Source organism: Allobosea sp. TBD101, assembly GCF_059817965.1.
In genome coordinates this window covers 5,173,217-5,199,395 of the sequence record NZ_CM187543.1, presented here as the reverse complement: position 1 = coordinate 5,199,395, position 26,179 = coordinate 5,173,217, and the positions used below count along the sequence as shown (strand labels likewise).

Annotated in this window: 26 protein-coding genes; 4 read left to right on the top strand and 22 right to left on the bottom strand. The window is 66.9% G+C overall.

The window, feature by feature from the left end:
• Nucleotides 1-88 precede the first annotated feature (88 nt).
• The 8 genes from AC6RIC_RS25220 to AC6RIC_RS25185 all read right to left on the bottom strand — a co-directional run bounded on the left by AC6RIC_RS25220 (nucleotide 89) and on the right by AC6RIC_RS25185 (nucleotide 7,787).
• Complete coding sequence (locus AC6RIC_RS25220) at nucleotides 89-547, bottom strand: cupin domain-containing protein (RefSeq protein WP_454658692.1); 459 nt, start codon at nucleotides 545-547, stop codon at nucleotides 89-91.
• 56 nt (nucleotides 548-603) lie between these two features.
• On the bottom strand, nucleotides 604-1,302 hold the full coding sequence (locus AC6RIC_RS25215; protein WP_499734410.1) for an ABC transporter ATP-binding protein: 699 nt from the start codon (nucleotides 1,300-1,302) through the stop codon (nucleotides 604-606).
• A 165-nt stretch (nucleotides 1,303-1,467) separates the two neighbouring features.
• Entirely contained in the window at nucleotides 1,468-2,217 is a 750-nt protein-coding gene (locus AC6RIC_RS25210; protein WP_499734409.1) for an ABC transporter ATP-binding protein, read from the bottom strand.
• On the bottom strand, nucleotides 2,210-3,205 hold the full coding sequence (locus AC6RIC_RS25205; protein WP_499734408.1) for a branched-chain amino acid ABC transporter permease: 996 nt from the start codon (nucleotides 3,203-3,205) through the stop codon (nucleotides 2,210-2,212). The genes AC6RIC_RS25210 and AC6RIC_RS25205 overlap by 8 nt, the downstream gene beginning before the upstream one ends.
• 2 nt (nucleotides 3,206-3,207) lie before the next feature.
• A complete protein-coding gene (locus AC6RIC_RS25200) occupies nucleotides 3,208-4,134 on the bottom strand; it encodes a branched-chain amino acid ABC transporter permease (RefSeq protein WP_454658688.1) in 927 nt (308 codons plus the stop codon).
• Nucleotides 4,135-4,306: 172 nt separating this feature from the next.
• Complete coding sequence (locus AC6RIC_RS25195) at nucleotides 4,307-5,479, bottom strand: ABC transporter substrate-binding protein (protein ID WP_499734407.1); 1,173 nt, start codon at nucleotides 5,477-5,479, stop codon at nucleotides 4,307-4,309.
• A gap of 252 nt (nucleotides 5,480-5,731) precedes the next feature.
• Nucleotides 5,732-6,619, bottom strand: coding sequence for a DMT family transporter (locus AC6RIC_RS25190; protein WP_454658686.1), 888 nt, complete (start codon nucleotides 6,617-6,619; stop codon nucleotides 5,732-5,734).
• A 10-nt stretch (nucleotides 6,620-6,629) separates the two neighbouring features.
• The gene (locus tag AC6RIC_RS25185) at nucleotides 6,630-7,787 is read right to left on the bottom strand and encodes a trans-sulfuration enzyme family protein (protein WP_499734406.1); all 1,158 of its coding nucleotides are present in this window, start codon (nucleotides 7,785-7,787) and stop codon (nucleotides 6,630-6,632) included.
• A gap of 128 nt (nucleotides 7,788-7,915) precedes the next feature.
• On the opposite strand from AC6RIC_RS25185, the gene AC6RIC_RS25180 reads away from it, so the two are divergent.
• Together AC6RIC_RS25180 and AC6RIC_RS25175 are read left to right on the top strand one after the other, a co-directional pair.
• Complete coding sequence (locus AC6RIC_RS25180) at nucleotides 7,916-8,377, top strand: Lrp/AsnC family transcriptional regulator (protein WP_454658684.1); 462 nt, start codon at nucleotides 7,916-7,918, stop codon at nucleotides 8,375-8,377.
• Between the two features lie 125 nt (nucleotides 8,378-8,502).
• Nucleotides 8,503-9,669 carry an AGE family epimerase/isomerase gene (locus AC6RIC_RS25175; RefSeq protein WP_499734405.1) on the top strand — a complete coding sequence of 389 codons (1,167 nt, stop codon included), beginning with the start codon at nucleotides 8,503-8,505 and terminating at the stop codon, nucleotides 9,667-9,669.
• Between the two features lie 29 nt (nucleotides 9,670-9,698).
• Here the strand turns inward: AC6RIC_RS25175 and AC6RIC_RS25170 are convergent, their stop codons facing one another.
• The gene (locus AC6RIC_RS25170) at nucleotides 9,699-10,898 is read right to left on the bottom strand and encodes an MFS transporter (RefSeq protein ID WP_499734404.1); all 1,200 of its coding nucleotides are present in this window, start codon (nucleotides 10,896-10,898) and stop codon (nucleotides 9,699-9,701) included.
• 93 nt (nucleotides 10,899-10,991) lie between these two features.
• Here AC6RIC_RS25170 and AC6RIC_RS25165 point away from each other — a divergent pair, with 93 nt between their 5' ends.
• The gene (locus AC6RIC_RS25165) at nucleotides 10,992-11,744 is read left to right on the top strand and encodes an AraC family ligand binding domain-containing protein (RefSeq protein ID WP_499734403.1); all 753 of its coding nucleotides are present in this window, start codon (nucleotides 10,992-10,994) and stop codon (nucleotides 11,742-11,744) included.
• A gap of 10 nt (nucleotides 11,745-11,754) precedes the next feature.
• Here AC6RIC_RS25165 and AC6RIC_RS25160 read toward each other — a convergent pair whose 3' ends face one another.
• The 7 genes from AC6RIC_RS25160 to AC6RIC_RS25130 are packed head-to-tail and all read right to left on the bottom strand — an operon-like array spanning nucleotide 11,755 to nucleotide 18,647.
• Nucleotides 11,755-12,636 (bottom strand): ABC transporter permease, encoded by an 882-nt coding sequence (locus AC6RIC_RS25160; protein ID WP_499734402.1) that lies wholly within the window; start codon nucleotides 12,634-12,636, stop codon nucleotides 11,755-11,757.
• Between the two features lies 1 nt (nucleotide 12,637).
• Nucleotides 12,638-13,570: an ABC transporter permease gene (locus AC6RIC_RS25155; protein WP_499734401.1), complete on the bottom strand. Its 933-nt coding sequence runs from the start codon at nucleotides 13,568-13,570 to the stop codon at nucleotides 12,638-12,640.
• Nucleotides 13,570-14,295, bottom strand: a complete 726-nt coding sequence (locus AC6RIC_RS25150; protein ID WP_499734400.1) for a glycerophosphodiester phosphodiesterase — start codon at nucleotides 14,293-14,295, stop codon at nucleotides 13,570-13,572. Before AC6RIC_RS25150 ends, AC6RIC_RS25155 begins: the two co-directional genes overlap by 1 nt.
• A complete protein-coding gene (locus AC6RIC_RS25145; protein ID WP_499734399.1) occupies nucleotides 14,292-15,284 on the bottom strand; it encodes an ABC transporter ATP-binding protein in 993 nt (330 codons plus the stop codon). The genes AC6RIC_RS25150 and AC6RIC_RS25145 overlap by 4 nt, the downstream gene beginning before the upstream one ends.
• The gene (locus AC6RIC_RS25140) at nucleotides 15,281-16,144 is read right to left on the bottom strand and encodes an ATP-binding cassette domain-containing protein (RefSeq protein WP_499734398.1); all 864 of its coding nucleotides are present in this window, start codon (nucleotides 16,142-16,144) and stop codon (nucleotides 15,281-15,283) included. Before AC6RIC_RS25140 ends, AC6RIC_RS25145 begins: the two co-directional genes overlap by 4 nt.
• Entirely contained in the window at nucleotides 16,141-17,748 is a 1,608-nt protein-coding gene (locus AC6RIC_RS25135) for an ABC transporter substrate-binding protein (protein WP_499734397.1), read from the bottom strand. Before AC6RIC_RS25135 ends, AC6RIC_RS25140 begins: the two co-directional genes overlap by 4 nt.
• A 59-nt stretch (nucleotides 17,749-17,807) precedes the next feature.
• Nucleotides 17,808-18,647: a MurR/RpiR family transcriptional regulator gene (locus tag AC6RIC_RS25130; RefSeq protein WP_499734396.1), complete on the bottom strand. Its 840-nt coding sequence runs from the start codon at nucleotides 18,645-18,647 to the stop codon at nucleotides 17,808-17,810.
• 122 nt (nucleotides 18,648-18,769) lie between these two features.
• On the opposite strand from AC6RIC_RS25130, the gene AC6RIC_RS25125 reads away from it, so the two are divergent.
• Nucleotides 18,770-19,522 carry a glycerophosphodiester phosphodiesterase family protein gene (locus AC6RIC_RS25125; protein ID WP_499734395.1) on the top strand — a complete coding sequence of 251 codons (753 nt, stop codon included), beginning with the start codon at nucleotides 18,770-18,772 and terminating at the stop codon, nucleotides 19,520-19,522.
• Nucleotides 19,523-19,585: 63 nt separating this feature from the next.
• Here AC6RIC_RS25125 and AC6RIC_RS25120 read toward each other — a convergent pair whose 3' ends face one another.
• From AC6RIC_RS25120 to AC6RIC_RS25095, 6 genes are all read right to left on the bottom strand, one after another.
• Nucleotides 19,586-20,566 (bottom strand): peptide ABC transporter ATP-binding protein, encoded by a 981-nt coding sequence (locus AC6RIC_RS25120; protein ID WP_499734394.1) that lies wholly within the window; start codon nucleotides 20,564-20,566, stop codon nucleotides 19,586-19,588.
• Nucleotides 20,563-21,585, bottom strand: coding sequence for an ABC transporter ATP-binding protein (locus AC6RIC_RS25115; protein WP_454658671.1), 1,023 nt, complete (start codon nucleotides 21,583-21,585; stop codon nucleotides 20,563-20,565). The genes AC6RIC_RS25120 and AC6RIC_RS25115 overlap by 4 nt, the downstream gene beginning before the upstream one ends.
• 4 nt (nucleotides 21,586-21,589) lie before the next feature.
• Nucleotides 21,590-22,498, bottom strand: coding sequence for an ABC transporter permease subunit (locus AC6RIC_RS25110; protein ID WP_499734393.1), 909 nt, complete (start codon nucleotides 22,496-22,498; stop codon nucleotides 21,590-21,592).
• 40 nt (nucleotides 22,499-22,538) lie between these two features.
• Entirely contained in the window at nucleotides 22,539-23,549 is a 1,011-nt protein-coding gene (locus AC6RIC_RS25105) for an ABC transporter permease subunit (protein ID WP_499734392.1), read from the bottom strand.
• A 63-nt stretch (nucleotides 23,550-23,612) separates the two neighbouring features.
• Nucleotides 23,613-24,437, bottom strand: coding sequence for a M55 family metallopeptidase (locus AC6RIC_RS25100; RefSeq protein ID WP_499734391.1), 825 nt, complete (start codon nucleotides 24,435-24,437; stop codon nucleotides 23,613-23,615).
• A gap of 97 nt (nucleotides 24,438-24,534) precedes the next feature.
• On the bottom strand, nucleotides 24,535-26,151 hold the full coding sequence (locus AC6RIC_RS25095) for an ABC transporter substrate-binding protein (protein ID WP_499734390.1): 1,617 nt from the start codon (nucleotides 26,149-26,151) through the stop codon (nucleotides 24,535-24,537).
• Nucleotides 26,152-26,179 lie beyond the last annotated feature (28 nt).

Sequence of the window (26,179 nt, the reverse complement as noted above, 5' to 3'; positions counted from 1 at the left end):
TCCAGTGCTGTGTTCAAGACATGGATGCTCGCCACAAGGGCGAGCATGACGGCTTGGTTCCGCAAGCAAGCGTTGGAGCGCCTTGCCCTCAACCCGCATCAGGCGGGGGCGGCAGGAAATCGACCTCGTGCTTGGCCGAGAGCGCGACGACATCGGCCGGCTTCTGCTCGGCCATGGAGTGCAGGCCCCAGAACAGGTCGTAGAGGCGGGCGGTTGGCGAGACCCAGAACAGGCACTTCACCGTCACGTCGCCCTTGTTGAACAGGCCGTGCGGGATGTTGCGCGGCAGCTTGATCAGGTCGCCGGCGGTGGCGAAACTCTCCTTGCCGTCGAGCAGCAGGTCGAGCCGGCCCTCCAGCATGTAGATGAACTCGTCCTGCGTCGTGTGGATATGCGGCGGCACGAAGGTTCCGGGGGGCAGGGTCGCGTGCCAGGAGAAGCTCTCCTCCGTCAGCGTTTTCGGCACATAGGTCTGGCCGAGGATGCTCCAGGAAATGCCTTCCAGGCCCTCATTGGCGCGCGTCACGCCGGCTGTCAGCGGATTCATCGTCTTGGCTCTCCTCATCTGCCGGCGTGCGGGCCGGATGGCGGTGGTGTGATCGGCTAGAAATGGAGGAAGCGATCCTTCACAGCGCTGTCGCTGCGCAGTTCCGCGCTGGAGCCGCGCCAGACGACGCGCCCTTTCTCCAGCACGACATGACGGTCGGCGATCCGGACCAGCGCGTCGACATTCTTGTCGATGACGAGGATCGATTCGCCCTCCGCCTTCAGGGCCGTCAGGCAGTTCCAGATCTCCTCGCGGATCAGGGGGGCGAGCCCCTCCGTCGCCTCGTCGAGGATGATCAGTTTCGGATTGGTCATCAGCGCCCGGCCGATCGCCAGCATCTGCTGCTCGCCGCCGGAGAGCTGGTTGCCGCGATTCTCCCGCCTCTCCCTGAGGCGCGGGAAGAAGGCGTAGATGCGCTCCAGATCCCAGCGCTTCTTGCCGGAGCGGTCCGCCGCTGTCGCGATCAGGTTTTCCTCGACCGAGAGCGTCGGGAAGATCTGGCGGCCTTCCGGCACGAGGCCGATCCCGGCCTGCGCGATGCGGAAGGGCGCGGCGCCAGTGAGATCGCGCCCGCCGAAGGCGATCTTCCCCGCCTTTGCCGGCAGCAGGCCCATGATCGAGCGCACCGTCGTGGTCTTGCCCATGCCATTGCGGCCGAGCAGGGTCACGACCTCGCCTTCGCCCACAGTGAGGTCGACCCCGAACAGGATCTGCGCCTCGCCATAGCCGGCATCGAGCCCTTCGACGCTCAGCATGACGAGCACTCCGCCTTTGTCATTCCGGGGCGCGCAGCGAACCCGGAACCCACGACTGGGTTCGACGCTTCTGCGGCAATGGGAAGGGCCGGCCCGGTCGTGGGTTCCGGGTTCTTCGCTGCGCGAAGCCTCAGAATGACAAGGGTGATGCAACGAGCCGCCATCTCATCCCTCCTCGCCGAGATAGGCTTGCCGTACCGCCGGATCGGCCCGGACCGCAGCCGGCGCGCCCGAAGCGATGACACCGCCATAGACCAGCACGGTGACGCGATCGGCCAGCGCGAAGACCGCGCTCATGTCGTGCTCGACCAGGAGCATGGCGAAGCGGCCTTTGAGGCTGTTCAGCAGCGCGATCAGGCGCTCGCCCTCCTCGTGGCCGACGCCGGCCAAGGGCTCGTCGAGCAGGATGAGCTTGGGCTGCAGGGTCAGCGCCATCGCGATTTCCAGCGCGCGCTTCTCGCCATGCGAGAGGCTGCCGGCCGGCGCATGGGCGCGCTCGGTCAGGCCGACCGCCTCCAGCGCCTCCCAGGCGGGCGCGTTGAGCGCCGCGTCGCTCGCGGCGTCACGGAACAGCGAGAGCGGATGGGCGCTATGTGCCTGCACGCCGAGAGCGACATTCTCCAGCGCCGAGAGCGAGGCGATGGTCGAGGTGATCTGGAAGGTGCGCGCGAGCCCGGCCCGTGCCCGCGCCTGCGGCGGCAGGCGGGTGATGTCCTGGCCGCCGAACAGGATCGCGCCGGAATCCGGCTTCAGCGTCCCGGAGATCTGGTGGACCAGCGTGGTCTTGCCGGCTCCGTTGGGACCGATCAGCGCGTGCAGTTCGCCCGGCGCGATGGTGAGGTCGACCCCGTTGGTGACCTTGAGCGCGCCGAACGACTTGGCGAGGCTCTTGAGTGCGAGCGCCGGCTCAGCCATCGCGGCGCCCCCTCAGCTTGCTGACGAGCCCGGCGATGCCGCCATGGGTGAACAGCACGAAGAGCACGATCAGGGGCCCGAAGATGACCTTCCAGTTCTGGGTCAGGCTGGAGAGCAGATCCTCGGTGACGAGGAAGGCGAGTGCGCCGAGGATCGCGCCATAGAGCGAGCCGACGCCGCCGAGCACGACCATGAAGATCAATTCGCCCGAGCGCGACCAGGACATATATGCCGGACTGACGAAATCGGTCTGGTTGGCGAGGAGGAAGCCCGACAGACCCGCCATCATGCCACTGACCACATAGGCGCCGAGCCGGACACGGTTGACGTCATAGCCGGTGACGGTGACGCGCACGGCATTCTCCCGCGCCGCCCGTAGCACGCGGCCGAAGCGCGAGGCGACGAGCCGTCGCGCCAGCCAGTAACACACCGCGAGCGTGCCGAGCGCGGCGTAGTAGAAGCCGGTCCGGTTGGCGAAGATCTCGCGCCCGAAGAGCGTGCTCTTTTCGTAGAGGGTCAAGCCGTCATCGCCGCCATAGGCCGAGAGCGCTTGGGCGAAATAGAAAGCCATCTGCCCGAAGGCCAGCGTGATCATGATGAAGGCGACGCCGCGCGTGCGCAGCGAGACATAGCCGGTGACCGCCGCGAAGATGGCGCAGGCGAAGAGGGTGATCGGCAGTGCCACCAGAATCTCGGTCTGGCCCTCGCTGATCAGGATACCTGTGCCATAGGCGCCGATGCCGATGAAGGCGGCATGGCCGAAGGAGACGAGGCCGCCGATACCGAGGACGAGGTCGAGCGAGAGCGCCGCGATCGCGAAGATCATCGCCCGCGTCACCAGCGTCAGCCAATGTCCGGGCAGGCCGAGCATGGAGGCGAGCGGCAACAGGGCCAGCAAGGCGAAGATGATGAGCGGCGCGAGCCGGCGCACTGTCGGCGCCGGAGGCCTCGCCGCGGCTGCGGCGGAATTCGGAGGAGCGCTCGCCATGCTCACGAGCGCCCCTTGGCCGGGAGCAGACCTTCCGGCCGGACGAACAGAACCGCCGCCATGACCAGATAGATCAGCATCGAGGAAAGCGCGGCGCCTGTCGCGCGTGCCGAGGCCGGCGCCATGAACAGCCGGAGCAGGTCGTTCATGAAAGAGCGGCCGAGCGTATCGACGAGCCCGACGATCAGCGCGCCGACGAAGGCGCCGCGGATCGAGCCGATGCCGCCGACGACGATGACGACGAAGGCGAGGATCAGCACGGTGTCGCCCATGCCGGGCTCGACCGAGAGGATCGGCGCTGCCATCGCCCCGGCGAAACCGGCGAGCATGGTGCCGAAGGCGAAGACGATCATGAACAGCTTGCGGATATCGACGCCGAGCGCCGAGACCATCGGCGCATTCGAGGCGCCGGCCCTGAGCAGCATGCCGGTGCGCGTCTTCTCGACGACGAACCAGAGCAGCGCGCCGACGCCGAGGCCCGCTGCGATCAGGGCGAAGCGGTAGACGGGGTAGAGGATGCCGTCCATCAGCCGGACATTGCCGGACAGGAATTCCGGCACCGGCACCGAGAGCGGAGCGGCGCCCCAGATCATCTTCACCGCCTGGTTGAGCAGCAGGATCAGGCCGAAGGTGGCGAGCACCTGATCGAGATGGTCGCGTTCATAGAGATGCCGGAAGACCAGGAATTCGAGGGCGAGCCCCAGCAGCAGCGCGGCGGCGAGCGCGAGCACCAGCCCCAGCAGGAACGAGCCGGTCAGGCTGACGAAGGTGACGGCGAGATAGGCGCCCAGCATGTACTGGACGCCGTGGGCTAGGTTGATGAAATCCATCACGCCGAAGACCAGCGTCAGCCCGGCCGCGACCAGGAACAGCAGGACGCCGAACTGGAGCCCGTTCAGGAGCTGGACGATCAGGAGGCTGAGGGTCATGGGATCGGTGGCTCGCTCTGCCGTCGCGATCAGGCTCGACCGTCATTCCGGGCGTAGCGACGCGAAGGCCCGGAATCCATCATAGGGCGCATCGCCCTGCGATGGATCCCGGATCAGCGCCGCTTCGCGGCTTGTCCGGGATGACGGCGGCGGACATGGCGCCGAGGCGCCCTTACTTCAGCGCGCAATCCTTGGCGTGCGGGTCGGCGTAGTCCGAAAACACCTTCTGGGCGATCTCGGTCTGGAACTTGCCGTCGGCGCGCTTGGCGACCTTGACGAGGTAGAAGTCCTGGATCGGGTAGCCGTTGGTGTTGAACTTGAACTTGCCGCGCAGCGAGGTGAAGTCGGCCTTCTTGATGGCGTCGCGCAGCTTGTCGGCATTGCCGGTGCCGCCCGCCGCCTTCACGGCGGAATCGATCAGCATGGCCGCATCGTAGGACTGCTGGGCATAGGAGCCGGGCACGATCTTGTAGGCCGCCTCATAGGCTTTGACGAAGTCCTTCGTCTGCGCGTTGTCCATGTTGGGCGCCCAGGTCATGCCGCCATAGAGGCCGACCGCGGCGTCCTGCTGCGCCGGCAGGGTCGATTCATCGACCGTGAAGGCGGAGAGGAAGGGGATCTTGCCCTGCAGGCCGGCCTGCGACCACTGCTTGACGAAGTTGACGCCGAGCCCGCCGGGCAGGAAGGCGAAGACGACATCGGGCTTGGACGAGGCGATCTTGGCGAGGTCGGCCGAGAAATCCATCGCGTTCAGCGGCGCATAGACCTCGTCGACGATCTCGCCCTTGAAGTAGCGCTTGAAGCCGGCGAGCGAGTCCTTACCGGCCTGGTAGTTCGGCGCGATGATATAGGCCTTCTTGTAGTTCTGGTCCTGCGCGTATTTGCCGAGGACCTCGTGCACCTGATCGTTCTGGTAGGAGGTGACGAAGAAGTTCTTGTTGCAGGCCTTGCCGGCCATGGTCGAGGGGCCGGCATTCGGGCTGATCAGGAAGGCGCCGGAATCGAGCACCGGCTTGGCGATCGCGCCGAGGATGTTGGAGAAGACCGGGCCGACGACGAAGGCCGGCTTCTCGCTCTCGACGAACGAGCGCACACGCTCGACCGCGACATCGGGCTTCAGCTCGTCGTCGATCACCGTGATCTTGACCGGCACGCCGCCGAGCTTGCCGCCGTTCTTGTCGACCGCGAGCTGGAAGCCGTCGCGGACCTGCTGCCCCAGCGAGGCGGCCGGGCCGGTCAGCACGCTGACCACGCCGATCTTGATCGGCTCCTGTGCCTGTGCGGACGCGATGGACAGCGCCAGCGCGCCGCAACCGAGTGCCAGACCGAACCTGAATGCCGTCATCGATGCTCTCCCGGGCGAAGTTGAAGCGCGGCCCCGTTCCCTTGGATTTCTTTGGCTCGCGCAGACCATAATGTTTCAAGCTTAAAATATCTGCAAGACGCAGTTTAAGGAAATTTCCCGGGCTCTCCAAGGCGGCGGCATCGGTGGCGCTCGCTGCCCGCACAAATGGCGTGTCGGCAAGGTATCGCCCGCCGGCGCGGGCGGGGCGGCGGCTGCGACCTACCCCTGCCGGGTGAGGCCCTGCGGCGAGGATTATTGCCGAAGAGCGAGGGCGACACCGCCGATGGTCAGCACGATCGCGAGCAATTCCCGAGCCCCCAGCGTTTCGCCCAGCAGAGGCACGGCGGTCAGCGTTCCCACCACGGGCACGATCAGCATGCTGGTGGCCGCGACGGCGGTCGGCAGGCGCCTGAGCGCACCGAACCAGGTGAGATAGCAGAGCGCCATCGGGCCGATGGCCATGTAGGCCAACCCCATGGCTCCCTGCATCGACAGCGATGCGATATGCGGCTGCTCCAGCATGAGGCTCAATCCCACCATCGGCAGGCAGCCGAGGCCGACCTGCCAAGCGGCGACAGCCGGACCCGGCATGGCGAGGGGCTTCCTCGCCTTGACCGTGCCGAGGGCGAACAGAACGGCCGCCGCAAAGGCGAACAGCACGCCGGGAAGCTTGGCCGCCGAGAAGTCAGGCCCGCCCATCAGAACGACCATACCGGTGACGCTCAGGCCCAGCGCCACCAGGCTGCGCCGTGTCGGGCGGGCTCCGAGCAAAGGCCAGGCGAGCATCATCGCCCAGATCGGCATCGAATAGGCGATCAGTGCCCCTTCCGAGACCTTGAGCCAATTCAGCGCCAGCGCGGTGAAACCCATCCAGGCGAAGACGTTGATCGCAGCCGCCACGACGAGAGGCGCACGGGCTTCCCTTGGCACGGCAAGGCTGTCGCCGCGAGCGATTGCGAGCAGGGCGAGGCACAGCGCGCCGATGAGGCCGGCCGTCCCCCGCGCGAAGAGCGGGGGCCAGTCCTGCAGGACGAATTTCAGCACTGACCAGTTGAGGCCCCAACCCAGGGCCGTGACCATGAGGAGGAGTTTGCCGACCGTCTGACTGGCCGGCATGGGGGCGGAGCCTGTCACGGTCATGGCAAAAGCCTTACGCGCGATGTCCGGCCTTCAGAGCCTGGTCGAGATCGGCATAGAGGTCGTCGATATCCTCGATGCCGGTCGAGAGACGCAGCAGGTCGGTCGGGCAGGGCGAGCCGGCGCCCTCGATCGAGGCGCGATGCTCGATCAGGCTCTCGACGCCGCCGAGCGAGGTCGCCCTCTTGTACAGTTCGACATGAGCTGCCGTGGCAATGGCCGCCGCCTCGCCGCCGGTCACCTGCACCGACAGCATGAAGCCGAAGCCGTTCTCCATCTGCCGCGCCGCGATGTCGTGGCCGGGATGCTGCGGCAGGCCGGGATAGAGCACGCGGGCCACCAGCGGATGCGCCGAGAGTCGCTGCGCCAGCGCCATTGCAGACGCGGCCTGCCGCTCCTGCCGGACGTGCAAGGTACGCATGCCGCGCATCAGCAGATAGGCCTCGAACGGGCCGAGGATGCCGCCCTGGCCCTTGCGCACCGTCTTGATGCGGTTCCAGAACTCGTCGTCCTCGCGAGCGCAGAGCGCGCCGGCGACCACGTCGGAATGGCCGTTCAGAACCTTCGTCGCGGCGTGCATGACGATGTCGGCGCCGAGCGTCAGCGGGCGGGTATGGACCGGCGAGGCGCAGGTCGAATCGACGGCGAGCTTGGCGCCGGCTGCATGGGCAATCTCCGCAGCACCGGCAATGTCGGTGATCGTCCAGAGCGGGTTCGACGGCGTCTCGATCCAGACGAGCTTGGTCGCGCCCGGCTTCACGGCGGCCTTCAGCGCGGCGAGGTCGTCGGTCTCGACGAAATCGACCTTGATGCCCCAGCGCGTCGCCTCGGTGAGCAGCCAGGCCCTGAGCGCCCAGTACATCACCTTGGAAGCGACGACATGGTCGCCGGGCGAGAGCGCCTGGAACACGGCGGTGGCGGCTGCCATCCCCGAGCCGAACAGCAGCGCGCCGGCCTTGGCCTCCTCGAGCATGGCGAGCACGGCCTGCGCCTCGTGCACCGTCTCGTTGTCCGGCCGGCCATAGATGAAGCCGGTCGAGTAGCCGTTATCCTCGTCGCGGATATAGGTCGTCGAGATATGGATCGGCGGCACGACGCCCTTGGTGGTCGGGTCGATCTTGCCCATGGCCTGCGCGGCAAGGCTTCTCTTGGTCCACTTCGCCGCGTTCATGGTCTGCTTCCCCGATTCATGGCTGCCGACGAGTTCGGCGCGTTGACCAGATCATGCCGGCAAGCGCTTGGCGATAGTCGCCCATTTTTGCTATCGAGTGATCAAATTCGCCAATTGTAGAGTGCTTGATGGCTAAAGCAGTCGATCTCGACAAGTTCGATTACGCCCTGCTGAGAGAGGTGCAGGCCGATAATCAGACGCCCGCGCGGGTACTGGCCGAACGCGTCGGCCTGTCCCAGAGCGCCGTGCTGCGGCGGCTCCGGCGCCTGCGCGCCGAAAAGGTCATCACGGCCGATGTCTCGATCGTCAGCCCGGAAGTCATGGGCGTGCCGGTGACGGTGCATGTCACCGTCTCGATCATCCAGGGCTCGCGCACCTATGGCGATTTCGCCCGCAAGCTTCAGGCACGGCCCGAGGTCAAGCAGGCCTCTTATGTGACGGGCGGTGCTGACTTCGTGCTCCACCTGCAGGTCGAGAGCATGGCCGCCTACGCCGCTTTCACTCGCGAAGTCTTCCATGACGATCCGAACGTCGCGGAGTACCATAGCTTTATCGCCATGCGGGAAGTCGTCGGCCGGGGCGCGCCATAGCGCTCTGCGCCGGGCGATGTGGACGCCGGCCTCGGCTGTGGCTATCCGCTCGAAGCCCCGGTGACGCTGCGAATGCCGGGAAGCGTTGCTCTCGGTCCAGCCTTCCTCTTCGAGGATATCGTCTGATGAAGCGTGAAGAAGCCCTGGAAACCGCCGCCGGCTTGCCTTCGAAGGGATGGCTCAGGGAAACCCTTGTCCCCGGCTGGATCGGCCGTGCGGTCCGGCCCGGCCACGCTGGCTTCGTCGAACTCTTCGATCCGGCCGATCCGGATCGCGAACCCGGCCCGATCAGAACGGCGCTCGTCACCGCCCGGCTGACCTATGTCTTCAGTCATGCCCATCTGCTCGACCCGCAGGGAGGTGCACTCGCGGCTGCACGCCATGGTTTCGCCTTCCTGCGTGACGCCTGCCGGGAGGGTGGGCGAAGGCGCTTCCTTCACTCCGTCCGTGAGGACGGCACACCGGTGGATGCCCGGACCGATCTCTACGACCTCGCCTTCGTCCTCTTCGCCATGGCCTGGTATTATCGCGCGACGCGGGACGATCAGGCGCTCGCGATCGCAAACGAGGTGATCGGCTTCATCGAAGGCGAGATGGCGCATCCGCAGGGCGGCTTCGCCGAGGATACGCTGGGAACGCTGCCGCGGCGGCAGAACCCCCATATGCACCTGCTCGAAGCATTTCACGCACTCGCGGAGGCGACCGGCGAGCAACGTTGGCTCGACCATGCCAATGCGATCGTCCGGCTTGCGCGCGAGCATCTGGTCGATGCCGGGACCGACACGCTCGGCGAGTATTTCACCGATGACTGGAAACAGGCTCCCGGCGCGGCCGGCATGGTCTGCGAGCCCGGCCATCACCTCGAATGGACCTGGCTGCTGCTGCATCACTGGCGCCTGACGGGCGACACCGAAGCGCGCGATCTGGCGGAGCGGCTCTACGGCTTCGCGATCCGGCACGGCTTCGACGATGGCCAGGCAGGCCCGCTCGCCGCCTTCGACATGGTCGACCGCTCCGGCAATGTCACGGCGCCGACCAAGCTGCTCTGGCCTCAGACCGAGGCGATCAAGGCCTTCCTCGCCCGGATCGAGTTGCTGGGCGATGCCGATGCGGCCGAGCGTCTCGACAAGCATCTCGCCAGCCTGTTCCGCTGGTTCGTCGCGCCCGAGACGGGGCTCTGGTTCAACCAGCTCGCGAGGGACGGAACGCCCAGGCAGACCGTCATCCCGGTGCGGGTGCTCTACCATCTCCTGCTCGCTCTGGCCGAGTGGGAGCGGGTCCGCGTGGGCTGACGGGGCTGTCCGCGTCCCCGGCCTGAAGCTTACGGCTCCGCGGCAGCGGTTTTCGCCGCCGGCGCGGCCTGCGCCAGGAAGAAGAACGCCAGCGAGGCGCACCAGACGATCAGGCCGAAGACGGTGGCGCCGGCCAGCACCAGCCCGAACCCGCCTTGCGCATGCAGCAGGGCCAGCATCGGCACGACGAAGCCGCTGACCGTGAAGCCGAGGAAATAGCGCACGCTGAAGGCCTTGGCGCGGTGCTGCGCCGGCACGTAGCGGGCGACCATCGCGTCGTTGACGACGACCTGCCCGTAGATCGCGGCCATGGTCATGACGAGGCCGATCAGCAGTGGCGCGCCGGACGTCGTCGCCGCGAGCGCGAGCCCGAGCGGCTGGAACAGCGCGAGCCCGACGAACAGGGTGGGCAGCGTGAAGCGGTCGACCAGCCGGCCCATCAGCCATTGCGTGGCGGCGCCGAAGACGAAGACCAGCGTCGCCAGCGAGCCGATCAGTGCCAGAGGCAGATCGAGGCCGAGCCGTTCGTCGATGACTTTCGGCAGCGCGATCGTGGTGATGTTGAAGGTCATGCCGCCCGCGATGATCGCGACGGCGAAGACGACGAGCAGCGCGACCGGCCGGTTGACCGGAATAAGCTCGGCCTTGCCGGCGCGGTTGGCGGACGGGTTTCCGTCGCCGGGCACGAGCGCGATGAAGGCGGCGCCGAGAACGAGGCAGACGAGGCCCGGCAGGATGAAGGCGAAGCGCCAGCCGAATTGCGCGGCGATGAGCGCGGTGACGCCGGCGGCCGAGGCGGCGCCGAGATTGCCCCAGACGGCGTTGACGCCGAGATCGCGGCCGAGCTGGCGGGCATGGCTGACCAGCATGGTCGAGCCGACCGGGTGATAGATCGCCGATGCCACGCCGAGCACGAGCAGCCAGCCGGCGAAGGCGGCGGGCCGGTCCGCGCTGGCAACGCCGAGGCAGGACAGGCCATAGCCGATGAAGAACACGGCGAGCATGTTGCGCCGGCCGAACCTGTCCGAGAGCCAGCCCATCGGCAAGGAGCACAGCCCGAAGGCGACGAAGGCGCCGGTGGCGAGGCCGATCAGCTCGGCATAGCTGAGGTTCGTCTGCGCCGCGATGGCGATCACCGCCGTCGGATAGATCAGCAGCACGAAGTGATCGAGCGCATGGGCCGCGTTGACGAAAAGAAGGGTGCGTTTCGACAGGGTCTCGGGACTCATGGGTGATCTCGCGGCAATGATGCGTGATCCTAGCTTGACCCGTTAGGCCTGTCGGGTCGTTATTCGACGCGATCGGGCCAGAGAGTGCAGGCGATGCGCAGCGAGAGCGAAGCCTATCAGACGGTACCGCGGGCCGTCGCCGTGATGCCGAAGAGCTACCAGGCCGGCGCGAGCACGGGCTGGCACAGTCACCCGCGCGCGCAACTGCTCTATGCCACCGCCGGCCTGACCCTGGTGCGGGCCGAGGACGGCACCTGGGTCCTGCCAGCCCGGCACGCGCTCTGGATTCCGCCCGGTCTCTCCCACGAGGTCAGGATGCATGGCGCGGTCTCGATGTGCTCGGCCTATATCGCGCCCGAGGCGGTCGGCGTCCTGCCGACAGGATGCCGTGTGCTGGAGGTCTCGGCCCTGCTGGCTTCGGCGCTGGAGGCGCTCTCGGCCGAGCCGCTGCTCTATGACGAAGCCGGGCGCGGCGGGCATCTCGCCGCGCTGATCCTCGACGAGATCGCGCGGGCGCCGGAGACCGCCTTGACGCTGCCCTTGCCGCGCGATCCGCGCCTGCGACGGATCTGTGATGCGCTGCTCAAGGACCCCGCGCTGGATGTCGATCTCGACGGTTGGGCCGAGCATGCCGGTGCGAGCCGGCGCACGCTGACGCGCGGCTTCCGGGCCGAGACCGGGATGAGCTTCGGTGACTGGCGCTCGCGCCTGCGCGTGCTCAGGGCCATGACAATGGCGAGCGACGGCGCATCACCGCACCAGATCGTCAGGGCGGTCGGCTATCAGGATCAACGTGCGTTGCGAACGGCTGCGCGACGCGTCCTCGGCCGGGTCGATCTGTCCTGATGGGAGCCAGTCAGCGCGATTGCAGTGTCGGGTCGAGCCGGTCGCGAATCCAGTCGCCGACGATCGAGATCGACATCGTCGTCAGGAAGATCGCCATGCCCGGCAGGACCGCGATCCACCAGGCACTGGTCAGATAGGCGCGGCCGGCGCCCAGCATCTGGCCGAGGCTGGTCAGGGGCGGGCGGATGCCGAGCCCGAGGAAGCTGAGTGAGGTTTCCAGCAGGATCACCTGCGGGAAGTTCAGCGTGAACTGGACGATCAGCACGCTCAGGATGTTCGGCAGGACATGGCGGAGATAGACATGTCGGGCCGGCGCGCCCAGCGCCGTCACGGCCGTCGCATAGCCCTGCGTATTGGCGGCGATGACGACGCCGCGCGTCAGCCGCGCGAACACCTCCCAGCCATAGAAGCCCATGATCGCGACGAAGAGGAAGAAGCCGCCGCCGAACAGGGCGATCAGCGCCAGCGCGATCATCATGAAGGGCAGCGAGGCCTGCACGTCGGCCAGCATCATGATCGCCTCCTCGGTGAGCCCGCGGAAATGGGCGGCGATGAAGCCGAGCGTCGTGCCGATCAAGGCGCCGATCAGCGTCCCGCCGAGCGCAACGAGCACGCTGAAGCGGATCGCGTAGATCAGGCGGCTGAGGACATCGCGCCCGAGCTCGTCGGTCCCCAGCAGATGCTCCGGCAGGCCGCCGAGAAAGCTCGGCGGTTTCAGGCGCTTCAGCAGTGATTGCGTGCGGTAGTCGTAAGGCGCCAGCCAGTCGGCGAAGAGGAAGATCACGAGGATCAGGCCGAGCAGGGCAAGCGCCGCGATGACGAGGGCGGGATAGCGTGCCTCGGCGCGCACCGGCGCATCGTCCTTCCGGCGGAAGAGTGTCGTGAGCGCCATCTCAGCTCTCCGAGCGGGCGGCGCGCATGCGCGGATCGATCAGCGCGTAGATCGCGTCGACCGCGAGATTGGCGAGCACCATCGTGATCGAGGTCATGATCAGGATCGCCTGCACCAGCGCGAAATCGCGCGAGGTCACCGCATTGACGAGAAGCCGGCCGACACCGGGAACCGCGAACACCGTCTCGACGATGATCGAGCCGGCAACGAGGTCGCCGAGCTTGAGGCCGATGATCGTGATGATCGGGATCGCCGCATTGGGCAGCGCGTGCCAGAGCACGCGGCGCGGCCGCGGCACGCCCTTGGCCCTGGCCGCGACGACATACTGCTTGTTCAGCACCTCGAGCATGGCCGAGCGCGTGAAACGGGCGAAGGTGCCGGCGAAGTGCGTGCCCAGCGTTACAGCCGGTAGGATCAGGTGCCAGACCGTCGCGTCGCCCGAGCTCGGCAGCAGGCGCCAGTGCAGCGAGAACAGCAGGATCAGCAGGATGCCGAGAAAGAAGTTCGGCAGGCTGAAGCCGAGCACGGCGAAGCTCATGACGAAGCGGTCGATCGGCCGGTTGCGGTTGAGCGCGGCGACGATGCCGAGCCCGACGCCGAGGAGGAGGCCGAGCACGAAGGCGGTCAACCCGAGCCTGAGCGTGCGCGGCAATGCTGCGGCGATCAATTCGAGCGCCGGGCGCTGGTCCGAGAGTGACAGGCCGAAATCGCCCTGCGCGATCCCGGTGACATAGGAGACGTATTGCTGCCAGAGCGGCCGGTCGAGCCCGAACTTCTCGCGGTAATGCGCGATGACCTCGGCGGGAGCCTGGTCGCCGACCAGCGCCTCGATCGGGTCTCCCGAAAGATTGAGCGCGACGAAGGTCAGCGTCACGATCAGCCACACGGTCAGCAGACCGCGTGCGAGCTTCGTCAGGAAAAGCTGGCCCGGCATCACGAGGCCATGCGGCTCTGCAAGCCCGTCAACAGGTCGGGATTGTTGAGCAGAACGGCTTGCGGCGCATGTGTGAGTATGGCGCTAAGGCCGTCACTATCGACATCGCCGACGATGCGGCCAGTGCCGTTGCCACCGGCCGTGATCCAGACAGGCACGCGCCCCAGCAGCCGCGCCGCGACAGGGCCGTCGAGGTTCCCCTCCCAGATGCGGAACGCACTTGCGCCTGCGGCGGCGTAGTGATCCGGATTGGCCTTGTCGGGCAGGAAGGCGAGCATGCGGATGCCCGGCACCGTGAGGGTGGCATGCGCGACCTGAAGCACCTCCCGCGCGCCGATCCAGACCCGGTCGAGCACGCCGAGTTCCTTGATCACGCTAAGCACAGCGTCGATGATGGCGAGATCCCCGGTCTTGATGTCGATCAGCGCCTGGCGGTGCGGGCAGATCGCGGCGAGTGCCTCGGCCAGCGTCGTGAGCTGCACGCCACCGGAGCGGGCGATGGCCTCGAGGTCTTCATGAGACGTCTTCGCGATCGCGGCGTCGCGGCCGGCGATCCGGGTGAGATCGGGATCATGCGAGGCGATGACGACGCCGTCGGCGCTGAGCCGCGCATCGGTCTCGACGAGATCGGCACCCGACGCGATCGCGGCGCGATAGGCTTCCAGCGTGTTCTCAGGGTAACGCGCGGAATGGCCGCGATGGGCGATGACAAGCGGCCGGGTCATGACGCAACTCCCAGTTCACCAGCAAAATGGCAGCGGACGCTGCGGCCTTCGCCCATCGGGCGCAGAGCCGGCATCTCGGCCGAGCAGCGCGGGCGGGCATAGGGGCAGCGCGTATGGAAATGGCAGCCCGAAGGCGGATTGGCCGGCGAGGGCGGATCGCCTGCCAGGCGCACAGTGCGGGTGGTGCGCGAGGTGGAAAGGTCCGGAATCGCGGCGAGCAGCGCCGTCGTGTAGGGGTGCATCGGCTGGCGGTAGACCGGGTCGGTCGGGCCTTCCTCGACGATCTGGCCGAGATACATCACGGCGATGCGATGCGAGAGCTTCTTCACCACGCGCAGGTCGTGCGAGATGAAGAGATAGGCGATGTCGAAGCGCTGCTGCAGCTCCTGCAAAAGCTCCGTTACCGTCGCCTGCACGGAGACGTCGAGCGCCGAGACCGGCTCGTCGCAGACGATCAGGCTGGGTTTCATTGCCAGCGCCCGCGCGATCACGACCCGCTGCGCCTGCCCGCCGCTTATCTGATGTGGGAAGCGGTCGGCCATCTCCGGCGCGAGCGCCACCGCCTGCATCAGGCGCAGGACTTCCGCATCGCGCCCGCTGCGCTCGCCGATCTCGTGCAGGTCGAGCGGCTCGCGGATCTGCCGGCCGATGCTGAGCCGCGGATCGAGCGCCGATTGCGGGTTCTGGAAGATCATCTGGATATCGCGGCGCTGCCGTTGCCAGTCCTTCGGCGTCAGGCTCGTGAGATCGCGGCCCTTGAACAAGATCTCGCCACCGCTCGGCCGTTCCAGCCCGACGATCATGCGGCCGGTGGTGGATTTCCCGCAGCCGGATTCGCCGACGAGCCCGAGCGTCTCGCCGATCCGCAAGGTCAGCGAGACATCCTCGACGGCGCGGATGGTCCGTTGCGTCCGCAGGAAGGAACGGCCGCCGCCGAAATGCCGGCGTAAGCCCGAGACGCGCAGCAGGGGGGCGGTCGCGGCGCTCATGATACGGCCCGCTCGCGATAGATCGGTGCGGCGACATCGAGGCACGGCATCGCGGCGAGGAGCTCCTGAGTGTAGGGCGCTTCCGGCGCGTTCAGGAGGCGCTCGGCCGGGCCGGCCTCGACGACGCGGCCATGGCGCATCACCACGACATCATCCGCCATCTCCGCGACGACGCCGAGATCATGGGTGACGAACAGGATCGCCATGCCGAGCTCGGCCTTGAGCTGGTTCAGGAGATCGAGGATCTGCGCCTGGATGGTCACGTCGAGCGCGGTCGTCGGCTCGTCGGCGATCAGCAGGCGCGGCTCGCAGGCGAGCGCCATCGCGATCATCACGCGCTGCGCCATGCCGCCGGAGAACTGGTGGACGTAGGATGCCAGGCGCTGCTCGGGTTCGGGAATACCGACCAGACGCAGGAGTTCCAGCGCGCGGGCCTGCCGCTGCGGCTCGGAGAGCGTGGTGTGCAGACGCAAGGTCTCGCGCAATTGCGTGCCCACCGTATGCAGTGGGTTGAGCGAGCCCAGCGGGTCCTGGAACACCATGCCGATGCCCCGGCCGCGTACCGTTTCGAGTTCGGCCTCGCTGGCGGCGGCGAGGTCGCGCCCTTCGAACAGGATGCGACCGGCCGTCCGGCGCCCGTTCGCGGGCAGGAGGCCAAGCACCGCCTGGCAGGAGACGCTCTTGCCGCTGCCGCTCTCGCCGACGATGCAGGTCGTCGTGCCCGGCCGCACCGCGAAGGAGACCGCGTGCAGGATGTCGGCATAGCCCCTGGTGGTGCGGAAGCCGACGGTCAGGCCCTCGACGGAGAGCAGCGGCTCGCTGCCCCCCTCAGACCCGGTCCTGCGTTCGCTCCCCGTCACTTCGTGGCCAGCGAGAAGTTCGAGGGGCGGAAGTCCATGTAGTACTGGCTGTAGGGCGTCCAGTTGATGCCCTTCTTCACGCCATAGCCGGTGACGGGGTTGTAGAGCATGGTCATCGGCATATCGTCCTCAAAGGCCGTGAGCAGCTTGGCGAAGGCCGCCCGGCGCTTGGCCTCGTCGGTCTCGTCGGTCAGTTCCTTAGCGGCCTCGTTGAAGGCCGCGCTCGCGCCATAGAGCTTCCAGGTCTTCTGGTTCTCGCTCGCGGGGCCCCAGAGCGTCAGGATCGCGCCGGAGGGATCGGGCACGCGATAGGTGTTCGACCAGGCGAAGACCTGGGCGCCCGGCTTGCGCACCTCCTTGAAGCTGTCGACGAAGTCGATGCGGGCATTGATGCCGACCGCACGCCACATCTCCTGGATCACCTGCGCCGCCTCGACATTGTAGAGGTAGTAGTTCGGGATCAGCCGGTAGGAGATCTCCTGGCCCTTGTAGCTGCTCTCCGCCAGCAGCTTCTTGGCGAGCGCCGGATCATAGGCGTAGCCCTTGTTCTCCTTGACATAGATCGGCCCGAAGCTCGGGAGCTGGTGGCCATTGGGTGTATAGGTCTGGCCCTTCCAGAGCGCGTCGATCAGCGCCTTGCGGTCGATCGACAGGCTCATCGCGTGGCGCAGCTTCTTGTCGGAGAGCACGGGATCGCTGGTGTTGAACTGGAGGACATGGCTGTTCTCCAGCGGCTCGGTCTTCACCGAGACGTCCTTGTAGCGCTTCAAGCCATCCCACTGGTCCGGCGGCAATTCGACGGCGATGTCGAAATCGCCCGCCACGAGACCGGCGACGCGCGCCGCGACCTCGGGTACCGAGCGGAAGGTGATGGACTTGGCCGCAGGCTGGCCGCCGAAATAGCGGTCAAAGGCCGCTAGCGTGATCCGGTCGTTCTTCTGGTAGTCGACGAAGCTGTAGGGACCGGTTCCGACCGGCTTCCAGCGTAGCGCCTTGGCGGCCTGGTCCATCCAGACCTTGGAATCGACGCCCTCCTTGCGGAAGGCGTTCCAGGGCTCGTCGCAGATCGTGAAGGACATGTAGCTCGACAGGCGGTGCTCCATGATCGGGTCATGCTGCGCCACGGTGATCCGCACGCTGAAGTCGTCGAGCTTCTCGACATTGGTGAAATTGCCGAAATAGACGCGGCCTTCCGGGTAATAAGCCTTCGGCCCCCAGAGCCGGTCGGGCGAGAAGGTCGCCAGCACGTCATTGGCGTCGAACGGGCTGCCGTCATGGCAGACGACGCCGCGGCGCAGCTTCAGGTCGAAGGTGGTCGGCGTCGTCCAGGACCAGCTCTCGGCGAGGCCGGGAACGAGATTGGCGCCGCCATCGGCTTTCGGCTTGGCGAAGTCGCGCCGGATCAGCGTATCGAAGATCGAGTAGTAGATGCGGGTATCGACATTGCCGGTATGCTCGCCGGGGTCGAGCGAGCGCGCCAGCTCGTTGACGGCGACAGTAAGAGCAGGTCGCTCCTGCGCGATGGCGCTGGAGCCGGCTGCGATCGCAAGGCCTGCGGCGAGCGCGATGGCGTATGGCGTTTTGCGGGTGGTCGAATTGGTCATGTCATCCTCCCATCGGACAGGAATCGTTGGGTGTTCCGTCGCCCGTCTTTGCGGCGGCCCTAGCCGGGCTTGCCGCGAAACAGGCGTTGCAGGGTCTCGACCTTCGCCAGCGTTTCCAGCGAGCGGCCGTCATCGGTGCGCGACAGCTCCAGGATCAGCGTGTTGCAGATCGCCATCGGCACGGTCAGCGAATGGAATTCGCCCTGCTCGCCTCGGGCGGCGACGAGCTGAAGGTCGCAGGCCGGCACACCGGTGCGCCGGTCGGTGATCAGCAGCGTCCTGGCGCCGATCTCCCGGGCGCAGGCGATCAGGCGTGTCATCGCCGGGCTTTCATGGCGGAAGATCAGAGCGATGACGACATCGCCGGCGGCAAGGCCGAGCAACTGGTCGGCCGCCTGCCAGTCGGCATGGGCGATGACCGTGGCGCGATAGCCGGAGCGGACGAGGCGCCGCGCGAACAATTCCGCGAGGCTGCTGGCATGGCCCTCGCCGGCGACGAGGATGCGCCCGGCCTGCCGCAGCATGTCGGCCGCAGTGACGATCTCCGCATCCGAGATTTGGCTGACAAGCGCGCCGAGCGCGCGGATTTCGCCCTCGACGACGGAGCCCAGCAAGGAATCGCCCTGCACCCGGTCGAGCCGGCGTCGCACCCGGACGGACGCGTCGAGGTCGGCGACGACGGTATCCTGCAAGGCGCCGCGCATCTCGCGATAGGAGGCGAAGCCGAGCTTGCGGGCGAGGCGGCCGGCGGTCGAGGCGTGCACGCCAGCCTGCTCGGCGACCTTGTGCGACGGCAGGAAGCTGCCCGCCGTGCGATTGGCCAGGAGAACCTCGACCAGCCGACGGTCTGACTCTGTCAGCTCGTCCCGGCGCGCCGCGATGATCTCCGTCAGGTTCATCGTCTCTCCCATGGCAGGCAAGGTAATGGAGTATTGCGGTGATCTGCAAGTTAAATTGCAGACTCGCTCATCCGCAATTTATGTTGCATAAGCAGACATCTCCCCCTTTTGGTTACAGAGATATGACGGACATCGCCTCGCATCGCGGAGGCGCCAAAATCTGGCCCGAGAACAGCCGCCTCGCCTTCCGCAATTCCGCGGTTCTCCCCGTGGATTTCATCGAATTCGATATCCATCGCAGCCGCGACGGCGTGCTGGTGGTTCATCACGATTCCCTGCTCGGCCGGACGGCGTCAGGCGAAGGCGCTGTCGGTGACATGGACTGGAGCGGGCTGCGAGCCGTGGAGCTGATCGGGGCCGACGGCGAGACCATCCCGAGTTTCGACGAGGTTCTGGACATCCTTGAGCCGAGCGGCATCAGGCTGCGCATCGAGCTGAAGACGCGGCAAGATGGCGAGCGCTATTCGGGGATCGAGGCGCAGGTCGTGGCGCGATTGCAGGAGCGGCGCCTGCTCGACCGCACGACCTTCACCTCCTTCGATCTGCCGACGCTGACGGAACTCCTGCGCCTTGCGCCGACGGTGCCGACGATCTGGCTCATCGCCGACAAGCTGCTGGCTGTGCCCATGCGAGACCTGCGCGGGTTATGCCGTGAGGTGAGCGCGGCCGGCGTACCGGAGATTGCGATCCGCATCGCGCAGGCTCGCGATGGCGATGGCGAGATCTGCCGCAGCGAGGCTGTGAAGCTGGGCTATTACGGCGCCCATGACGAGCCGGCGATCCGGAAGGCCTTCGCGGATGGCGTCACCGCCTTCACGACCGACCGGCCGGATATCGCCATTGCCGTCCGCCGCGCGATCGGCGCTTCGGTCTGAGCTCAGGCGAATCCTGGAATACGGTTCCGGGCTCCGCCTGGCTCAAGCCGTGTTTCCAACAGGTCAGGCCGCCTTAGCGAGAAAATCCTCGGCGTAGTGGCAGGCGACTTTCCGGCCGTCGATCTCGCGCTTCTCCGGGCGCTCGACGCGGCAGCGATCGGTCACATGCGGGCAGCGGGTCGAGAACACGCAGCCCTTCGGCGGGTTGAGTGGGGAGGGCAGTTCGCCGCGCAGGATGATGCGCTCGCGCTTGCCGGCATCGACACGCGGCGTCGAGGCGAGCAGCGCCTGGGTATAGGGGTGGAGCGGCCGCGCGTAGATGCGCTCCTTCGGCCCGTGCTCGATGGCATTGCCGAGATACATCACCATCACGTCATGGGCGATGTGGCGGACGACGCTGAGGTCATGCGAGATGAAGAGATAGGCGAGCTTCAGCTCGTCCTGCAGGTCCGCCAGCAGGTTCAGCACCTGCGCCTGGATCGAGATGTCCAAGGCCGAGACCGGCTCGTCCGCCACCACGACCTTGGGCGAGAGGATCAGCGCGCGCGCGATCGCGATGCGCTGGCGCTGCCCGCCCGAGAACATGTGCGGATAGCGGGCGTAATGCTCGGGGCGCAGGCCGACCTTGGCCATCATCGCGCGCGCCTTCTCGGTGCGCTCGGCAGGCGAAAGGTCGGTGTTGATCTTGAGCGGTTCCTCCAGGATCGTCCCGACCTTCTTGCGCGGGTTGAGCGATCCATAGGGGTTCTGGAAGACGAACTGCACCGTGCGGCGCAGCCGCCGCCGCTCGCCGGCCGGCGGCGAGACGGCATCGAGCCCGTCCAGCGTCAGGGCGCCCGACGTCGGCGTCTCGATCAGCGTCGCCATTCGGGCGAGCGTCGACTTTCCGCAGCCGGACTCGCCGACAACGGCGAGCGTGCGCCCGGCCTCGACCGCGAAGGAGACCTTGTTCACCGCCTGCAACTGCGCCGGGGCGCGGAAGAGACCCTGCTTGACCGGGTAGATCTGCGTCAGCTCGCGCGCTTCGATCACGGGGTTGGTCATCGCGCGGCCTCCTTCGCCTGGCCGGCTTCGTCGCGGGCGCGCGCGGCATCGCGCTGGGGATCGCCGAGCGGGTAGTGACAGCGCACGCGCCCGTCCGCCCAGTTGCGCAGCTCAGGCTGGATATTGCGCGAGTGCTCGGTCGCATAGGCGCAACGCGGGCTGAACAGGCAGCCCTTTGGCCGGTCGTTCAGGCCGGGCACCATGCCGGGAATGGTCGCCAGCCGCGTCGCATGCTCGCTGCGCTCCGGCAGGGCCGCGAGCAGGGCTTGGGAATAGGGATGCTGCGGGTTGGCGAAGAGCGCGTCGACCTTGCGCTCCTCCATGATCTGCCCGGCATACATCACCATGATGCGCTGCGCGGTCTCGGCGACGACGCCCATGTTGTGGGTGATGAGAACGAGCGCCATGTTGCGCTCGCGCTGGAGCGACATCAGCAATTCGAGGATCTGCGCCTGGATGGTGACGTCGAGCGCGGTGGTCGGCTCGTCGGCGATCAGCAGGCGTGGATTGCAGGCGATCGCCATCGCGATCATCACGCGCTGGTTCATGCCGCCGGAGAGCTGGTGCGGGAAAGCCTTGAGGCGGCTCTCGGCGGCCGGGATGCCGACCTGCTCCAAAAGCTCGATCGCCCGGTGCTTCGCGGCCTTGCGGTCCATGCCCTCGTGCTTCCTGAGGGTCTCGGCCAACTGGAAGCCGATGGTGAAGCAAGGGTTCAGGCTGGTGCTCGGCTCCTGGAAGATCATCGCCACGTCCTTGCCGGTGAGCTGGCGGCGCTCGCGCGCGGACATGGTCAGGAGGTCGCGGCCGTCGAAGCGCAGCTTGTCGGCGCGGACGCGGCCGGGATAGCCGACCAGACCCATCAGCGCGAGCATGGTCACGCTCTTGCCGGAGCCGGATTCGCCGACCACGCCGAGAACCTCGCCCTCGTCGAGGGTGAGGTCGATGCGGTCGACGGCGCGCAGTGTTCCCTGGGAGGTCGGGAATTCGACGCTGAGGTTTTCGATTTCGAGAAGGGGCATGGGATCAGCGCTTCAGCTTGGGGTCGAGCGCATCGCGCAGGCCGTCACCGAGAAGGTTGAAGGCGAGCACGGTGATGAGGATGGCGAGGCCCGGGAAGGTGACGACCCACCAGGCGCGCAGTACGAATTCGCGCGCATCGGCGAGCATCGTGCCCCATTCCGGTGTCGGAGGCTGGGCGCCCAACCCGAGGAAGCCGAGCGCGGCGGCATCGAGGATCGCGGTGGAGACGCCGAGCGTCGCCTGCACGATCAGCGGCGCGGCGCAGTTCGGGAGGATCTCGGAGAACATCAGGCGGATCGTCTGCGCGCCCGAGACCTGGGCGGCGACGACATAGTCCTTGCTCGCCTCGGCGATGACGGCGGCGCGGGTGATGCGGACATAGTGCGGCAGCACCACGATGGCCACCGCAAGCATCGCGTTCATCAGGCCGGGGCCGAGAATCGCGACGATGACGATGGCGAGCAGAAGGCTCGGCATCGTCATCAGGATGTCCATCAGGCGCATGATCGCGATATCGGCGAGGCCCTTGAAATAGCCGGCGATCAGCCCGAGCACGATGCCGACGACGATCGCGAGCGCGACGACGGCGATGCCGATCACCAGCGAGAGCCGCGCGCCGAAGAGCAGGCGCGAGAGGATGTCGCGGCCGATCGCGTCGGTGCCGAGCGGATAGGAAAGCGAGCCGCCTTCCTGCCAGAACGGCGGCTTCAGGAAGACCGTGTTGTTGGTCAGGTTCGGGTCATGCGGCGCGATCCACGGCGCGAACAGCGCGCAGAGCAGCACCAGGACGATGACGACGAGGCCGGCGACGGCGCCGCGATTGGCGCTGAAATAGGTCCAGAACTCGCGCAGCGGATGGGGCGGGGCGACGCTCGGCGCGACGGCCGGAGCTTGCAGGGTTTCGGTGCTCATGCGGCGAGGCTCCAATGGGAGCGAAGGGAGGAATGGCGGGTCATTTCGCGTGCCTGATGCGCGGGTTGATCAGGCCGTAGAGCAGGTCGACGAAGAGGTTGACGCTCATCACCACGACGCCGAGCAGCAATGTGCCGCCTTGCAGGACCGGATAGTCGCGCCGGCTGATCGCCTCGATCAGCCATTTGCCGACGCCGGGCCAGGAGAAGATCGTCTCGGTCAGGATCGCGCCGGTGAAGAGCGCGCCGACCTGCAGGCCGATGACGGTGACGATCGGGATCAGCGCGTTGCGAAGGGCATGCAGCGCGACGACTCGGATCGGCGCCATGCCCTTGGCGCGGGCGGTGCGGATGTAGTCCTCGCCCAGCACTTCCAGCATCGCCGAGCGGGTCATCCGGGCGATGACCGCGAGCGGCACGGTGCCGAGCACGATCGCAGGCAGGACGAGATGCGACAGCGCCGACCAGAAGGCGTCGATGTCCCCGGCCAGAAGGCTGTCGATGGTGAGGAAGCCGGTGACCGGCTCGATGAAATACTGCACCGCGATCCGGCCCGAGACCGGCGTGATGCCGAGCTGCACCGAGAACAGCAGGATCAGCAGCAGACCCCACCAGAAGATCGGCATCGAATAGCCGGTGAGCGAGATGCCCATCACGCCATGGTCGAAGATCGAGTTTCGCTTCACCGCGGCGATGATGCCGGCCGGAAGGCCGACGAGCAGCGCGATCAGGATGGCGCAGAGCGCGAGCTCGATCGTCGCCGGGAAGAGCTGGCCGAACTCGGTCAGGACGTTCTCTCGTGTGACGATCGACTTGCCGAGATCGCCTTGCACGACGCGCTCGATATATTTGCCGTACTGGACGAGCAGCGGTCGGTCGAGGCCGTATTCGGTCAGGAGCTGGGCATGGCGGGCGGCGTCGATGCCGCGTTCGCCGGCCATGGTCTCGATCGGATCGCCGGGGACGAGGCGCACGAGGAAGAAGGCCAGCAGCGTGATGCCGATGAAGGTCGGGATGACCAGGCTCAGCCGGGTGAAGATGAAGCGCAGCATGGTTCTGCCGATGTTTTTGGCCGGCGTGAAAGCGTTCGTCGCACGCCGGCAGGTCGTTTGGATTTATTGCAATGTCGAGCTGTAGCCCAGCGCAAACACCAAAAAGCGCTGGAGATCAAGGATATCGTCCGCGACATAGCGGATCGTGAAGGCATCCACCCGCTCCACGAGTTTCAGCATCACGAGATATTCGACCGGCTGGCGGAACAGGAAACCGACCTCGAGCGTGATCGGCCCGGCGATCCGGTAGGGCTTGATCGAAGCCCGCCGCGCGATGGCGCGTTTCACGCCGTCCGCGATCAGCTCGTAGGAGGCTTCCGGCATCAGCGTGCGCGCGGATTGGCGGCTATGTGCCCATTTCACCGTCACGCCCTCGATATCGGGCAGGAAGCCCTTGGTCTCGGCGATCGTGGCGTCGTCGCCGCTGACGAGCAGGACCGGCACGTCGAAATGCCCGGCGATGGCGGCGTTGATGCCGGCCTCCGGTACGGCAACGCCGTTGACCCGCACTTCCCGCAACGTGGCGCCGCGGAAGGTATGGGCCAGCACACCTTCGGGATTGGTCGAGCCCGTGTGGTAGCCGATGAAGAGCGCGCCGTCATAGGCGCCGGCTTCGACGCCCTGCATCATCGAGAGCGGCCGCGGATGGGCGCGCACGAGCTGGACGTCGCGTGGCAGCCGCTCCAGCAGCAGGTTCTGCGCCCGGCCATGGCTGTCGGCGATGACGACCTCGCTGGCGCCGCTGTCATAGGCGGCGCGAGCGGCGGCGGTGACGCTGTCGGTCATCCAGACGCGCGCTGCCTGGTATTCGAAGCCCTCCACCAGGGTCTGGTCGCGGGTGACCACGCCGGCGATGCCTTCGATATCGGCGGAAATATAGATGCGCATGGCGAGGGAACTCCGGGGAGGCCCTGTGCGGCCAGCATGACCGCGCAGGCAGTCGACCGCGGCAGCGAGAGGCTGCCGCGGTGAGAGCGTGGGACGATTACTTGGCGATGGAGACGCCGAAGAAGGGCTGTCCGCCGAAGAAGTGGATCTTGTAATCCTTCACGTCCTTGCGCACCGGCGTGAAGGCCTGCGCATTGGCGAAGAGCAGGCCCGCGACATCCTGGTGGAACAGCTCCTGGAAGCGCTTGTAGAGCTTGGCGCGCTCGCCCTGGTCGGTGATCGTGCTGGCCTTGGCGAGCGCGTCCGAGGCTTCCTGGTTGCACCAGCGGGCACGGTTGGCGCCGCTCTTCACACCCTCGCAGGTCCAGCCCGTCAGCAGGATCTGGCTCGGATCGGGATAGTCCCAGGTGTAGCCGAACATGCCGACCTCGTGGTCGCCGGCGCGGCCGCGCTTGAGATATTCGCCCCATTCGAAGGTCTGGATCGTCGCCTTGACGCCGATCTTGGCCCAGTCGGCCTGGATCAGCTCGGCCGCGCGCCGGCCGTTCGGCATATAGGCGCGCACCACCGGGATGGCCCAGAGCGTCGTCTCGAAGCCGTCCGCGAGGCCGGCTTCCTTGAGCAGGGCCTTGGCCTTCTCGGGATCGTAGGGGCGCGGCTTCAGGTCGGCGTCATGCGACCAGAGCGAGGGCGGCACCGCCGCGGCGGTGGGCTTGCCGGTGCCCTGATAGACGGCATCGATGATGGCGGGGATGTTGGTCGCATAGGCCAGGGCCTCGCGCACCCGCTTGTCGCCGAAGGGCTTCTTCTGCTGGTTGAAGGCGAGGAAGCTCTCATCGGCGATGGTGCCTTGCAGCAGGTTGATCGAGGCTTCCGCCTTCATCGCCGGCAGGTCGCCGGGATTGGGGTAGCGCGCGATCTGGCATTCGCCCGAGCGCACCTTGGCGAAGCGTACCGCGGCATCGGGCGTGATCACGAAGATCAGGTCGTTGACGAGCGCCATGCGGTCGCGGTTGCCGACGGCCTTGGTCCAGTGGTCCGGCACCGCCTTGAAGCGGATCACGGCGTCCTTCTGGTATGAGAGCAGCGAGAACGGCCCGGTGCCGATCGGCACAAAGTCGATCTGCTCGGGCGTGCCGGCCTTGAGCATGGCCGCGGCATATTCGGCCGAAAGGATCGACATCGGCTCGACCGAGAGCGCCGAGAGCAACGGCGCGTTCGGCTTGCTCAGGGTCAGCTTGACCGTGTAGTCGTCGACCTTCTCGAGTGCCTTGAAGCTCGGCTTCACGATCTCGGCGAAGAAGCTGAAATTGCCGCTACCGACCTTGTAGAACGGGTTGCTCTCGTCGAACATCCGTCCGAACGAGAAGATCACATCGTCGGCGTTGAAGTCCCGCGTCGGCGTGAAGTTCTTGCTGGCGTGCCATTTCACGCCCTTGCGCAGCTTGAAGGTGTAGGTCAGCGCGTCCTCGGAGATCGTCCAGGACTCGGCGAGGCTCGGGATGATCTCCGAGCCGCCGCGTTCCGTCGCCGTCAGCCGCTCATAGATTTGCGCGGCGACGTCATAGGCGGTGTTCTGGCCGCTGAACTGCGGATTCAGAAAGTCGGGGCTGGCTTCGGAGCAGACGACGAGCGCCTGGGCGCTGGCGATGGCGGGCAGCAATAGGGCGCTGAGCCCCAACGTAAGCGCAAGGGAGCGGGCACGAACGGACATGGGCGGGGTTCTTTCGGCAGAAGCAGGG